General features: G+C 58.0%; 8 protein-coding genes, 2 tRNA genes and 2 rRNA genes. 9 read left to right on the forward strand and 3 right to left on the reverse strand.

Features of this window, described 5'->3' with window-relative positions; genetic code table 11:
- The first annotated feature begins 51 nt into the window (after nt 1-51).
- From C4J89_RS09270 to mrdA, 5 genes are all read left to right on the forward strand, one after another.
- Nucleotides 52-128: transfer RNA gene (locus C4J89_RS09270), tRNA-Ile, on the forward strand.
- A 10-nt stretch (nt 129-138) separates the two neighbouring features.
- Nucleotides 139-214 (forward strand) — tRNA-Ala (locus tag C4J89_RS09275).
- A 239-nt stretch (nt 215-453) separates the two neighbouring features.
- Nucleotides 454-3,344 (forward strand): 23S ribosomal RNA (locus tag C4J89_RS09280).
- A gap of 165 nt (nt 3,345-3,509) precedes the next feature.
- Nucleotides 3,510-3,625: ribosomal RNA gene (rrf, locus tag C4J89_RS09285) — 5S ribosomal RNA — on the forward strand.
- A gap of 259 nt (nt 3,626-3,884) precedes the next feature.
- The gene (gene mrdA, locus C4J89_RS09290) at nt 3,885-5,777 is read left to right on the forward strand and encodes a penicillin-binding protein 2 (RefSeq protein WP_124362069.1); all 1,893 of its coding nucleotides are present in this window, start codon (nt 3,885-3,887) and stop codon (nt 5,775-5,777) included.
- Nucleotide 5,778: 1 nt separating this feature from the next.
- On the opposite strand, the gene C4J89_RS09295 is transcribed toward mrdA, so the two are convergent.
- The gene (locus C4J89_RS09295; RefSeq protein WP_124414302.1) at nt 5,779-6,180 is read right to left on the reverse strand and encodes a GFA family protein; all 402 of its coding nucleotides are present in this window, start codon (nt 6,178-6,180) and stop codon (nt 5,779-5,781) included.
- Nucleotides 6,181-6,279: 99 nt separating this feature from the next.
- Between C4J89_RS09295 and C4J89_RS09300 the strand changes: the two genes are divergently transcribed.
- Nucleotides 6,280-6,747 (forward strand): SRPBCC family protein, encoded by a 468-nt coding sequence (locus tag C4J89_RS09300; RefSeq protein ID WP_124362071.1) that lies wholly within the window; start codon nt 6,280-6,282, stop codon nt 6,745-6,747.
- A gap of 43 nt (nt 6,748-6,790) precedes the next feature.
- Here the strand turns inward: C4J89_RS09300 and C4J89_RS09305 are convergent, their stop codons facing one another.
- Nucleotides 6,791-8,992, reverse strand: coding sequence for a TonB-dependent siderophore receptor (locus tag C4J89_RS09305; protein WP_124414303.1), 2,202 nt, complete (start codon nt 8,990-8,992; stop codon nt 6,791-6,793).
- Between the two features lie 208 nt (nt 8,993-9,200).
- On the opposite strand from C4J89_RS09305, the gene C4J89_RS09310 reads away from it, so the two are divergent.
- The 3 genes from C4J89_RS09310 (at nt 9,201) to C4J89_RS09320 (ending at nt 12,963) form a co-directional block, all read left to right on the forward strand.
- The gene (locus C4J89_RS09310) at nt 9,201-11,558 is read left to right on the forward strand and encodes a DNA polymerase II (RefSeq protein ID WP_124414304.1); all 2,358 of its coding nucleotides are present in this window, start codon (nt 9,201-9,203) and stop codon (nt 11,556-11,558) included.
- Between the two features lie 48 nt (nt 11,559-11,606).
- Nucleotides 11,607-12,239, forward strand: a complete 633-nt coding sequence (locus C4J89_RS09315) for a glutathione S-transferase N-terminal domain-containing protein (protein WP_124414305.1) — start codon at nt 11,607-11,609, stop codon at nt 12,237-12,239.
- Between the two features lie 151 nt (nt 12,240-12,390).
- Complete coding sequence (locus C4J89_RS09320; protein WP_124414306.1) at nt 12,391-12,963, forward strand: DUF4174 domain-containing protein; 573 nt, start codon at nt 12,391-12,393, stop codon at nt 12,961-12,963.
- Between the two features lie 146 nt (nt 12,964-13,109).
- Here C4J89_RS09320 and C4J89_RS09325 read toward each other — a convergent pair whose 3' ends face one another.
- Nucleotides 13,110-14,153 carry an acyltransferase family protein gene (locus tag C4J89_RS09325; RefSeq protein ID WP_124414307.1) on the reverse strand — a complete coding sequence of 348 codons (1,044 nt, stop codon included), beginning with the start codon at nt 14,151-14,153 and terminating at the stop codon, nt 13,110-13,112.
- Nucleotides 14,154-14,163: the final 10 nt, after the last annotated feature.

Below are 14,163 nucleotides of genomic sequence, written 5' to 3' on the forward strand. Positions count from 1 at the left end.
GCTTTAAGCTCCAAGCTGATAGCTCTTAGCTAATCAGTTGCGCTCGAAATTGGGTCTGTAGCTCAGTTGGTTAGAGCGCACCCCTGATAAGGGTGAGGTCGGCAGTTCGAATCTGCCCAGACCCACCAATTTTGTTATGGGGCCATAGCTCAGCTGGGAGAGCGCCTGCCTTGCACGCAGGAGGTCAACGGTTCGATCCCGTTTGGCTCCACCATTAACTGTTTCTGCTGTTAGAGTTTAGAAATGAGTATTCCGCTGTGAATATTGATTTCTAGTCTTTGATTAGATCGTTCTTTAAAAATTTGGGTATGTGATAGAAAGATAGACTGAACGTTACTTTCACTGGTAACGGCTCAGGCTAAGGTAAAATTTGTGAGTCGCTCTTAATTGAGTATGATCGAATTTTCGGCGAATGTTGTCTTCACAGTATAACCAGATTGCTTGGGGTTATATGGTCAAGTGAAGAAGCGCATACGGTGGATGCCTTGGCAGTCAGAGGCGATGAAAGACGTGGTAGCCTGCGAAAAGCTTCGGGGAGTCGGCAAACAGACTTTGATCCGGAGATGTCTGAATGGGGGAACCCAGCCATCATAAGATGGTTACCTTACACTGAATACATAGGTGTATGGAGCGAACCAGGGGAACTGAAACATCTAAGTACCCTGAGGAAAAGAAATCAACCGAGATTCCCTTAGTAGTGGCGAGCGAACGGGGACTAGCCCTTAAGTGGCTTTGAGATTAGCGGAACGCTCTGGAAAGTGCGGCCATAGTGGGTGATAGCCCTGTACGCGAAAATCTCTTAGTCATGAAATCGAGTAGGACGGAGCACGAGAAACTTTGTCTGAATATGGGGGGACCATCCTCCAAGGCTAAATACTACTGACTGACCGATAGTGAACTAGTACCGTGAGGGAAAGGCGAAAAGAACCCCGGAGAGGGGAGTGAAATAGATCCTGAAACCGTATGCGTACAAGCAGTGGGAGCCTACTTGTTAGGTGACTGCGTACCTTTTGTATAATGGGTCAGCGACTTATTTTCAGTGGCGAGCTTAACCGAATAGGGGAGGCGTAGCGAAAGCGAGTCTTAATAGGGCGTCTAGTCGCTGGGAATAGACCCGAAACCGGGCGATCTATCCATGGGCAGGTTGAAGGTTGGGTAACACTAACTGGAGGACCGAACCGACTACCGTTGAAAAGTTAGCGGATGACCTGTGGATCGGAGTGAAAGGCTAATCAAGCTCGGAGATAGCTGGTTCTCCTCGAAAGCTATTTAGGTAGCGCCTCATGTATCACTGTAGGGGGTAGAGCACTGTTTCGGCTAGGGGGTCATCCCGACTTACCAAACCGATGCAAACTCCGAATACCTACAAGTGCCGAGCATGGGAGACACACGGCGGGTGCTAACGTCCGTCGTGAAAAGGGAAACAACCCAGACCGTCAGCTAAGGTCCCAAAGTTATGGTTAAGTGGGAAACGATGTGGGAAGGCTTAGACAGCTAGGAGGTTGGCTTAGAAGCAGCCACCCTTTAAAGAAAGCGTAATAGCTCACTAGTCGAGTCGGCCTGCGCGGAAGATGTAACGGGGCTCAAACCATACACCGAAGCTACGGGTATCACGTAAGTGATGCGGTAGAGGAGCGTTCTGTAAGCCTGTGAAGGTGAGTTGAGAAGCTTGCTGGAGGTATCAGAAGTGCGAATGCTGACATGAGTAACGACAATGGGTGTGAAAAACACCCACGCCGAAAGACCAAGGTTTCCTGCGCAACGTTAATCGACGCAGGGTTAGTCGGTCCCTAAGGCGAGGCTGAAAAGCGTAGTCGATGGAAAACAGGTTAATATTCCTGTACTTCTGGTTATTGCGATGGAGGGACGGAGAAGGCTAGGCCAGCTTGGCGTTGGTTGTCCAAGTTTAAGGTGGTAGGCTGGAATCTTAGGTAAATCCGGGATTCTAAGGCCGAGAGCTGATGACGAGTTGTCTTTTAGACGACGAAGTGGTTGATGCCATGCTTCCAAGAAAAGCTTCTAAGCTTCAGGTAACCAGGAACCGTACCCCAAACCGACACAGGTGGTTGGGTAGAGAATACCAAGGCGCTTGAGAGAACTCGGGTGAAGGAACTAGGCAAAATGGCACCGTAACTTCGGGAGAAGGTGCGCCGGTGAGGGTGAAGGACTTGCTCCGTAAGCTCATGCCGGTCGAAGATACCAGGCCGCTGCGACTGTTTATTAAAAACACAGCACTCTGCAAACACGAAAGTGGACGTATAGGGTGTGACGCCTGCCCGGTGCCGGAAGGTTAATTGATGGGGTTAGCTAACGCGAAGCTCTTGATCGAAGCCCCGGTAAACGGCGGCCGTAACTATAACGGTCCTAAGGTAGCGAAATTCCTTGTCGGGTAAGTTCCGACCTGCACGAATGGCGTAACGATGGCGGCGCTGTCTCCACCCGAGACTCAGTGAAATTGAAATCGCTGTGAAGATGCAGTGTATCCGCGGCTAGACGGAAAGACCCCGTGAACCTTTACTATAGCTTTGCACTGGACTTTGAATTTGCTTGTGTAGGATAGGTGGGAGGCTTTGAAGCGTGGACGCCAGTTCGCGTGGAGCCAACCTTGAAATACCACCCTGGCAACTTTGAGGTTCTAACTCAGGTCCGTTATCCGGATCGAGGACAGTGTATGGTGGGTAGTTTGACTGGGGCGGTCTCCTCCTAAAGAGTAACGGAGGAGTACGAAGGTGCGCTCAGACCGGTCGGAAATCGGTCGTAGAGTATAAAGGCAAAAGCGCGCTTGACTGCGAGACAGACACGTCGAGCAGGTACGAAAGTAGGTCTTAGTGATCCGGTGGTTCTGTATGGAAGGGCCATCGCTCAACGGATAAAAGGTACTCCGGGGATAACAGGCTGATACCGCCCAAGAGTTCATATCGACGGCGGTGTTTGGCACCTCGATGTCGGCTCATCACATCCTGGGGCTGAAGCCGGTCCCAAGGGTATGGCTGTTCGCCATTTAAAGTGGTACGCGAGCTGGGTTTAGAACGTCGTGAGACAGTTCGGTCCCTATCTGCCGTGGACGTTTGAGATTTGAGAGGGGCTGCTCCTAGTACGAGAGGACCGGAGTGGACGAACCTCTGGTGTTCCGGTTGTCACGCCAGTGGCATTGCCGGGTAGCTATGTTCGGAATAGATAACCGCTGAAAGCATCTAAGCGGGAAACTAGCCTCAAGATGAGATCTCACTGGGACCTTGAGTCCCCTGAAGGGCCGTCGAAGACTACGACGTTGATAGGTTGGGTGTGTAAGCGCTGTGAGGCGTTGAGCTAACCAATACTAATTGCCCGTGAGGCTTGACCATATAACACCCAAGCAATTTGCGTCGGCTCTTTAATCCAGAGCAACCAGATTGCGGTGTGTGAAGACGCAATGAACCGAAAGTTCGAGGCTCACAAAACACCGACTTCTATCGCATACCCAATTTGCTGAAGCGAGGCCATCTGGCCACGACTCAGTACCCGAATTTCTTGACGACCATAGAGCATTGGAACCACCTGATCCCATCCCGAACTCAGTAGTGAAACGATGCATCGCCGATGGTAGTGTGGGGTTTCCCCATGTGAGAGTAGGTCATCGTCAAGATTAAATTCCGAAACCCCATTTGCGAAAGCAGATGGGGTTTTGTTTTGCGCGGTCGAAAAGACGACGGCGCTCCCAATGCACACCATCACAGCGCGTTCGCCGCCCTTGCCTCACTTTCTCAATGATGAAATAACCCGCCGTTAAGGGAAATCGATGCAAAGTGTTTCTGCATTTTTGGTATGGTGCAGCACATTTTCACAAGGATTGACCCTTATCCGCAGGACGCGGCGTCGACCTTTTTCAACGAGATGCTGTAGAAATGCCTGAACCGATACCCATCAAGGACCACGAAAAAGAACACCGTCTGGTCAACAAACGTTTGCTCGCCTGTGCCCTCCTGGTGATCGGCATCACCTGCGCCCTGGTAGGGCGCATGTACTTCCTGCAGGTCGTGCAATACGACTATCACGCCACCATTTCCGAAAACAATCGCGTTCACGTGCTGCCCATCACCCCTACGCGCGGCTTGATCTATGATCGCAACGGTGTGGTCCTGGCTGACAACCGACCCAGCTACAACCTGACCATTACTCGCGAACGCACCACCGACCTCAAGGGAGAGTTGGACGCGATCGTCAGTCTGTTGCACCTGCCCGCCGAAGATCGTGCCGTGTTCGACAAAGCGCTCAAGCAGGCCCGCCATCCGTTCGTTCCTGTCACGCTGTTTTACGAGCTGACCGAAGAGCAAATTGCCGTTCTGGCCGTCAACGAGTTCCGTCTACCGGGTGTAGACGTTGAACCTCAGTTCGTCCGCCACTACCCGCTGGGTGCGCACTTCGCTCACTCCATCGGCTATGTCGGACGAATCAACGAGAAAGAATCCAAGGCCCTCGATTCGGTGGAATACCGCGGCACCCAGTCTATTGGCAAAACCGGTATCGAACGCTTCTACGAGTCTGAACTGCATGGCCACGTGGGTTATGAAGAAGTCGAAACCAACGCCCAAGGGCGGGTATTGCGCGTGCTCAAGCACACGGACCCTATCCCCGGCAAAAACATTGTCCTGAGCCTCGACGTCAAGCTTCAGGAAGCCGCCGAAGAAGCCCTGGGTGACCGCCGTGGCTCGGTGGTTGCCCTGGACCCGCAAACCGGTGAAGTGCTGGCCATGGTCAGCAAGCCGAGTTTCGACCCGAACCTGTTCGTCACCGGTATCAGCTTCAAGGAATATGCCGCGCTGCATGATTCCATCGATCGCCCGCTGTTCAACCGCGTGCTGCGCGGGCTGTATGCGCCCGGTTCAACCATCAAGCCTGAAGTGGCCATCGCAGGGCTCGACAGCGGCGTTGTCACCCCGCAAACCCGCGTGTTTGATCCCGGTTACTACCAGTTGCCGGACTTCGATCACAAATACCGCAACTGGAACCACAGTGGCGACGGCTGGGTAGACATGGACGCCGCCATCATGCGTTCCAATGACACCTACTTCTATGACCTGGCCCACAAGCTCGGCATCGATCGGCTGCATGATTACCTGGCCGAATTCGGCCTGGGTCAGAAGGTGTCCCTGGACATGTTCGAAGAATCCGCCGGCCTGATGCCTTCCCAGGCCTGGAAACGCGCGACACGTCGCCAACCCTGGTTCCCGGGCGAAACCGTGATCCTGGGTATCGGCCAGGGTTATATGCAAGTCACGCCGCTGCAACTGGCCCAAGCCACTGCGCTGATCGCCAATAAGGGTGTATGGAACCGCCCGCACCTGGCCAAGACCATCAACGGCGTGCCTCCGGTGGATGAGAATCCGATGCCCAACGTAGTGCTCAAGGATCCGCGTGATTGGGAACAGGTCAACCACGGCATGCAATTGGTAATGCACGACCCGCGCGGTATCGCTCGGGCCGCAGCGCAGGGTGCCCAATATCGCATCGCCGGCAAGAGCGGTACCGCCCAGGTGGTGGCGATCAAGCAGGGTGAGCGTTACAACCGCAATAAGACCCTCGAGCGTCACCGCGACAACGCCTTGTTTGTTGGCTTTGCGCCAGCCGAACACCCCAAGATCGTGATTTCAGTGATGATTGAAAACGGTGAGGCCGGTGGCCGTGTAGCCGGCCCGGTGGTGCGACAGATCATGGACGCCTGGCTGCTCGACCAGGAGGGGCACCTGAAGCCCCAATATGCGACGCCGGCCAAAGCGCCCGGCGATCCGCACGTTTAAGTCACACCTGCCATTCGCCCCAGCGCTCTATGTCGTCATAAGCGAGCCAGGGCACATCATGGGCTGTCCAGATATGCGCGGTGGGCCTGGCGCCCGGATCATCGTCCAGCGTCGCCACCCGCACGATGACGTGGGGCTGGTGCGCGCGCTCGGCGATCAAATGCGAGCCACAGCGCGAACAGAAATGGCGCCGTTTGCCTGGCGATGACTCAAACGACGACAGCAATTCTTCACCGTGCGTCCAGCGAAAGTGCTCGCGCATCACCCCGGCCGTGGCGACAAACGCTGCCGCATGCGCCTTGCGACAGCTGGCGCAATGGCAGTGACTGATGGGCATGTCCAAACGCTCCACCCGATAGCACACACCTTTACACAAGCAACTTCCATTCAACGGTTCAGTCATAACTTATGGCCAGGTCAAGGATGGGGTCATCATCATTGCGCATAACCAAAGGTTGCGCATTGGTCGATGTCGCCTAGTGTTCAATGGAGGAGGTGACTTATGCACGTATTAGATCGCATCGAACGGAAAGTCCTGCTCAACGCATCGCGTAAACACGTCTGGGAAGCGCTCACGAATGCCGAGCAATTTGGCGAGTGGTTCGGTATTGCCCTCAAGGAAAAAACCTTTGTTGCCGGAGAAACCATCGAAGCGCCGATCACCTACCCAGGCTACGAACATGTGGTGTGGAAGGCCAGGATCGAACGTATTTTGCCGCAAACCCTGTTTTCTTTCTGGTGGCATCCCTTCGCGGTAGAGAAAGACGTCGACTATGACCAGGAAACCCCGACGCTGGTGGAGTTCACCATCGAGGACCGCGCGCCGGGCATTCTGTTGCGGGTGGTCGAGTCCGGTTTTGACAAGGTGCCCCAGACCAGGCGCCTGAAAGCGTTCAAGATGAACTCCCGTGGCTGGGACGAGCAAATGGGCAATATCGAAAACTATCTGGATAAGGCCCAGCGAGCCTGACGCTGGGCATCATGGCGGATGCCCAGCGTCAGTCACCGTGACGTTAAAAATCGATCGTCGCCGACAGCTTCGCCACCCGCGGATCACCCTGGCTGAGGAAACCGCCCTGGGCCGATTCCCAGTACTTTTCGTTGGCAACGTTCTCCAGCGTAGCGCCGAGTGTGACTTCACGTTGGTCCAGCGCAAAGGTGTAGCGCGCGCCCACGTCGAAGCGGTTCCAGGCCGGCAGGCTCAGGTTGTTCGCCGCGTCGGCATATTGGCCGCCGGTGCGCAGCATGCGACCATTGAGGCTCATGCCTTGCAGGCCGGGCACGTCCCAATCCACGCCGGCGTTGAGCTGGAATGAAGGCACACCAATGGCGCGGTTGCCGTCGTTGGCACCGTTGAGGGTGCCCTTGAGTTCCGTCTTCATCAGGGTCACCCCACCCAACAGGCGCAGGCCGCTCATCGGTTCGCCGAACATGTTCAGCTCAACGCCCTTGTTGATCTGCTGGCCTTCACGCACATAGCGCGCCGTGGTTGCATCGATCACTTCGGCGTAACCCGCGCCAGGCTGCTCGATCCGGTACACACCGAGGGTTGCGCCATAGCTACCCATGTCGACTTTGACACCCGCTTCGATCTGCTTGGAGCGCGCGGGGGCATAGGCCTGCCCGCCGCCGATGATCGTCCGGTCGCCGGATTTGAGCGGCGAGGTCGGGCCCTGGGCCAGGCCCTCGATGCGGTTGGCGTACAGAGACACATGCTCCCACGGCTTGAACACGATGCCGTAGACCGGCGTGGTGATCGATTCGTCATAGTTGGCCGTGCGCGTACCGCTCATGTAGTTGTAACCCTGCACTACCATTTGCTGACGACGCGCGCCCAGCGTTACCAACAAACGGTCATCGAACAAGCCAAACGTGTCGGATACTGCGGCGCTGCGCACGAAGGTCTTGTCGGTAACGGTCGGGTCGCTGAAGTCGGTGCCAGGGGTGTTGCGCGGCGTGTTTAGCGTAGGCGGTGCGCCGGTCACCGGGTTGTAAATGTTAGTCGTGCTGGGTGAGCCGTTGAACACATAAGCGTTGCGCGCCTGGGTCCAAATGCCGGCGAGGCCGATGTTGAGTCGATGGCTCACCGGGCCGGTCTGGAATTTGCCGTTCAAGCCGGCCATCAGACTGGTGTTGTCTTCCTCGTGCGCGATGGTCGAGCGGCTGGAGGTGGCATTGCCCAGGTTATCGGTCAGGGTAATCGAAGAATATCGGCCCATTTCTCGGCTGTGTTTGATGCCGCCTGCGGCGTAAGCCGTCCAGTTTTCATTCAGGTCGTACTCGGCGCGCAGCATGCCCAAGGTGTCCTCAAGGTTGGTGCTGCTCCAGCTGGGTGCATAGTTGGTATCCGCCGAAGGTGCATCCGGAACCTGGGTCGCGGTACCCAGGAACACCGAGTTTCGTCCGCCATTGATGCGCTGCTTTTGATACACAAAATCCCCCGACAGGCGCAACGCCTCACCACGGTAATCCAGGCCGACCGCGAACAGTTTTGAACGCTGGTTTTCGTCGTCGATGCCGGTATCGCCTTCGCGCTGGGACAGGTTGACCCGAGCGCCAAACCGCTCGTCTTCACCAAACCGCTGGCCGATGTCCAGATGCTCGCCCACCCGGCCATCGCTGCTGATGTCCGTGCTGAACCGCCGCAGCGGCACCTCACCGGCGCGCTTGGGTTGCAGGTTCACACCGCCGCCGATCCCCGAACCGCCTGGCGTTACGCCGTTGATGAACGCGTTGGGCCCCTTGAACACTTCCACGCGTTCCAGCGCGTCAGTAGACATGATCTGCCGTGGCAGGATGCCGTACAAACCGTTGTAGGAAATGTCGTCGCCATTCAACGGTAAGCCTCGGATCATGAACGTCTGGGCCTGGTTGGCAAACCCCGAGGCCTGGCGCACGGACGAGTCATTGAGCAGCACGTCGGCGAGGGTTTCCGCCTGCTGGTCGCGAATCAATTGCTCGGTGTAGGAGGACATGCTGAATGGCACGTCCATGATGTCCTGGTTACCCAGTACACCCAGTTGGCCACCGCGCGCCACTTGTCCGCCGGCATACACCGCAGGCAACGCGTCGGGCGCCGGGGCTTGGGCATCGATGCGCGTCGCATCCAGTTCCAGCGTGTTACCCGTATCTGCATGCGCAGCAACGCTCAGCGAGCAGCAAAGGGCGAGCAGGGTGGGGCGAAAGGGCGCAGCAAGTCGGGCACAGAGGGGCATGATCGATCCTGACGGCGAACCGTCAACTATGAGCAAGGGGGGGCAACAACGATGCGCTTCCTCCTTGCGCGGATACGACTCCGGTGCAAATGATAGTGATTGTTATTAATGTAGCGCAACAAATTTGTGAGATCACAGTTAACCTGCCGCGTTTGCTCGGATGCCGAGTAGAATCACGCCCTGAAAGCGATTCCTGAGGTGCGGTACGGTGGATTTACAGCAGGGGTTTGTCCTGACCCGGCATTGGCGCGACACCCCGGCGGGTACGGAGGTCAGCTTCTGGTTGGCGACCGACCAAGGGCCACGGTGTATTCGCCTACCCGTGCAAACCTCGGTGGTATTCATTCCCGAGGCCTATCGCAAGCCGCTGGACTGGCTGCTCAAAGGCGAGCGCGATATCGAATTGCGTGAGTTGCAGTTGTGCGATTTCCATCATCGTCCGGTCCTGGGCCTCTACGCCCGGCAGCACCGCCAGATAATGGATATCGAAAAGCGCCTGCGCGCTGCCGGGGTGGATGTCTACGAAGGCGATGTGCGCCCACCCGAGCGCTACATGATGGAACGGTTCATCACCGCGCCTGTGTGGTTCGGCGGCACGCCGGATGCCAGCGGCACGTTGCTCGATGCGCAGATGAAGCCCGCTGCCGATTACCGACCGACCCTGAAACTGGTATCCCTCGATATTGAAACCACCGCCCAGGGTGACCTGTATTCCATCGCGCTCGAAGGGTGTGGCGAGCGCCAGGTGTACATGCTCGGTCCGCCCAACAAAGCCTGCGCGGTGGATTTCAAGCTCGACTATTGCGACACCCGCGCCCAACTGCTCGAACGCCTCAACCAATGGCTGGCGACCCACGATCCGGATGCGATCATCGGTTGGAATGTGGTGCAGTTCGACCTGCGCGTACTCCACGAACATGCCCAACGTCTGAACATGCCATTGCTGCTGGGTCGTGGCGGTGAAGCCATGGTCTGGCGCGAACATGGCAGCCGCAATCATTACTTCGCTGCGGCAGCCGGCCGGTTGATCATCGACGGCATCGAAGCCCTGCGTTCAGCGACGTGGAGTTTCGAGTCGTTCAGCCTGGAAAATGTCGCGCAAACCCTGCTGGGTGAAGGCAAGGACATCTCCACGCCGTACCAGCGCATGGACGAAATCAACCGCATGTTCGCCGAGGACAAGCCCGCCCTGGCGCGCTACAACCTCAAGGACTGCGAGTTGGTCACGCGGATTTTCGAGAAGACCGAACTGCTCAAGTTCCTGCTGGAACGCGCCAGCGTCACCGGGCTGCCTGCCGACCGCAATGGCGGTTCCGTCGCGGCGTTCACCCATCTCTACATGCCGTTGATGCACCGCCAGGGCTTTGTCGCGCCGAACCTCGGCGACAAGCCGCCCCAGGCCAGCCCCGGCGGGTTTGTCATGGACTCGCGCCCAGGCCTGTATGAGTCGGTGCTGGTGCTGGACTACAAGAGCCTGTACCCGTCGATCATCCGCAGTTTTCTGATCGACCCGGTGGGCTTGATCGAAGGCCTCAAGCACCCCGACGACAGCGACTCGGTGGAAGGCTTTCGCGGTGCGCGTTTCTCCCGCACCCGGCATTGCCTGCCGTCTATCGTCACGCGGGTATCCGAAGGCCGCGAAGTGGCCAAGCGCGAACACAATGCACCGCTGTCCCAAGCCCTGAAGATCATCATGAATGCCTTCTACGGCGTGCTCGGTTCCAGCGGTTGCCGGTTCTTCGATACCCGGCTGGCGTCCTCGATCACAATGCGCGGGCACCAGATCATGCGCCAGACCCGCGAGCTGGTGGAGGCCCAGGGTTATGAAGTGATCTACGGCGACACCGACTCCACCTTCGTCTGGCTCGGCGGCGCCCACTCTCTTGAGGACGCCAGCCGCATCGGCCAGGCGCTGGTGCAGCACGTCAACGACTGGTGGCGCAGCCATCTGCATACGGAATACGGTTTGCAAAGCGCCCTGGAGCTGCAATACGAAACCCATTTCAGCCGCTTCCTGATGCCGACCATTCGCGGCGCGGAGGAGGGCAGCAAGAAGCGCTACGCCGGCCTGGTGGTGCGCGCCGATGGTAGCGAAGAAATGGTCTACAAGGGCCTGGAAACTGTGCGCAGTGACTGGTCGCCTTTGGCCCGGCAATTCCAACAGGAGCTCTACCGGCGCATCTTCCATCGCCAGCCCCATCAGGATTATGTACGCGACTATGTGCGCCGTACCTTGAGCGGCGAACTCGACGAGCTGTTGATCTACCGCAAGCGCCTGCGCCGACCCTTGCATGACTACGAACGCAACGTCCCGCCCCATGTGCGCGCCGCACGCCTGGCCGACGAATACAACGACCGCCTCGGACGCCCGCGCCAGTACCAGCGCGGCGGCTGGATCCGCTATGTGATCAGCGTCAATGGCCCGCAGCCGCTGGAAGTGCAGCAAGCGCCTATCGACTACGATCATTATGTGACGCGCCAATTGCAGCCCGTGGCTGACGCCATCCTGCCGTTCGTGAACGATGATTTCGCCACCCTGGTGGGCGGGCAGATGGGCCTGTTCTAGGCAATCGGCCACAATCCCCGTTACACCTGAAGCTTAGGAGGAACGCCCATGTACACACTCTATGGCACCGACGAATCCGGCTCCTGCATGATCGAGATTGCGCTGCAGCGCTGCGCCGTACCGTGGCATCGCGTGGATGCCAGCTCCTGGCATGAAGGCGAGGGCAGCGAAGCACTCGCGCGCATCAACCCGCTCAAACAGATCCCCACCCTGGTCACCCCCGATGGCCAGGTGCTGACCGAAAGCGCCGCCATCCTGATCCACCTGGGCCTGGAGTTTCCCGACGCGAACCTGCTGGCCGGCAACCGCGCGCAGATCCTGCGCGGCCTGCTGTACATCGCGGCCAATTGCTATTCGGCCATCGGCATCATCGACTATCCGCAACGCTGGCTGGGCGACGCCGGTGAAAGCCTGCAAACGCAACTGACCACCGGCACGCGGCGTTATCTGCATCAGGCCTGGGTGGTGTTCGCCGATCAGTTTGCCGACCAGTTGTTCACGCCCGACAACATCCCTAATGCACTGGGCATCATGGCGGCGGCGGTGTCGCGCTGGGACGAGGGACGCGAGGTACTCCGCAGCCTGGCGCCGGGCTTTGCCCACGCCCTGGAGCGCGTGGATGCCGACCCGGTCGTGGCGCCCGTGTTCGCCCGGCATTGGCCGCAGTGGCAGGTCTCGTAATCAGAAGAAACAATGCCCCGCCGCCCGCCAATCCCTTGCGGCGCGGGCATCCTGACCTACGCTTCTCAATGTGGCGTAGGAATCATCCTTGAATTTGACTGTCGCAGACATGAAACTCAAGAACCCTGCATGGAATTCAAAGGAGGTGCGCATGCTCATCCGGTCGCTGACCCTGGCTACCTTGATGGCTTTTACGGGGCCGTTGTTGGCTGCTGATGATAATCCGCTCAAGCTGGAGTTGGGCAAGACCCGCCCTCTGGTGGTGGTGGAACTCGATGCGGGTAACCCGACGTTGGCCACGCTCAGGAAACAACTGGAAGAGCCTGCCACCAAGCAGTCCTTCGAAGAACGCAGCATGGTGTTCTACACCGTGAAGTTCGGCAGCATCGGCGCCGAGGGCGAGAAGTTCGCCAAGGATCCCAAGGACAGCAAAAAGCTCACCCCGCCGGAAACCAATGCACTGATCCGCGCCCTCAAGCTCGGTGTCGGCAGCGGCACCAAGGTGATCCTGATTGGCAAGGATGGCGAGAAAAAACTCGAGAAGACCGTGCCGCCCGATAGCCTTGATCTCAAAGAGTTCTTCAGTGCCATCGACCAGATGCCGATGGCCGAGAAAGAAGCGGCGGCGGCGCCGGAACCTGCGCCCGTTGCACCTGCACCGGCCAAGGGCGCCAAACCGGTCAAACCCGGCAGCAAGCCGGCGCCGCAACCCCTCGACGATTGAATACATAACCCTGTAGGAGCGAGCTTGCTCGCGAAGAACTCAGGGCCACCACGTTTATCCAGAATGAGCGCGGTGCCTGGGGGTTTTTCGCGAGCAAGCTCGCTCCTACATCAGGGCTAGCCGCTGCACGGTGGTTAGACGCGAAATCAAGGCTTTGGCGCTTTACGCACCGGAAACGGAAAGTAGAAAAACCGCAGGAATGCCACCCGCTTGATCACTTCCCCGATCAGCAACGGCACCACCACCGCCACCACGAAACCCACGCACGCGGCCATGAACGGATGCAAACCCAGGCGCTCCATCAGGTCGAAGGTCTTGTGCTGGATCTCGCCGTGGAAGATCAACAGGATCAAGGTGGATTGGCCGATGTAGGTCATCGCCCGTGTCAGCAGGGGCGACACCATCAACACCCGCGCCAGCGCCCAGCACAGGTACACACCGATCACCGCCAGCAGGCTGGTCCACAACCAGTGGTCGTAGCGACGTTGCGCCAGGTCCATGGTGTCGTGGCTGTAGAGGAACACGGCGGCGAACAGCACCAGCGAAATCAGCAGGGTCAGCAGCGAGCCTTCGTGCCGGCGCAGCCAATCACGCAGCAGGTAGCCGTAGATGAAATAGGTGCTGCTGATCAGGGTCACGTCGAGGCTGAAGGGCAGGCCGGGCAACGTCCATGTTTGTTCGCCGAGGGTAACCGGCACTTGCCAGAACCACTTCAACATCCAGATGCCGAGCAACAGTTGCGCGCCGATCAGCAGGCAAGCGGCCAGCAACGGCAGCTTCAGGCGCTGAATCAGCCGCAGCATCAACCAACTGAACAGGATCGCCACCCAGAAGTGCGGCAAGAACCACAACGCCTGCCACGGGATGGTGTCCACGGAGGCGTACAGCACGCCGCCGATATCCCCCAGCAACGGTTGCCCGCGCAGCACATCGCGCACGATCACATACACCAGCATGGTGAAGAAGAACGGCTTGAGCAGACCATCGGCCTTGCGCACCGCCATCTCCACGAATGGCTGCTCGGGCTTGAAGAACACCCCGGACAAAAAGAAGAACAACGGCAGTACGAACGACGCCAGGATCGGGTACATCAAGTCCAGCGAGGTGGCGACAAACCAGCTGTGGCCATACACGATAATCAGGATGCCAATGCCCTTGGCGATGTCCATTTGAATCCAACGATGCTTCATGTGAGTCTTC

This window comes from Pseudomonas sp. R4-35-07, from assembly GCF_003852235.1.
Taxonomy (GTDB): Bacteria; Pseudomonadota; Gammaproteobacteria; order Pseudomonadales; family Pseudomonadaceae; genus Aquipseudomonas.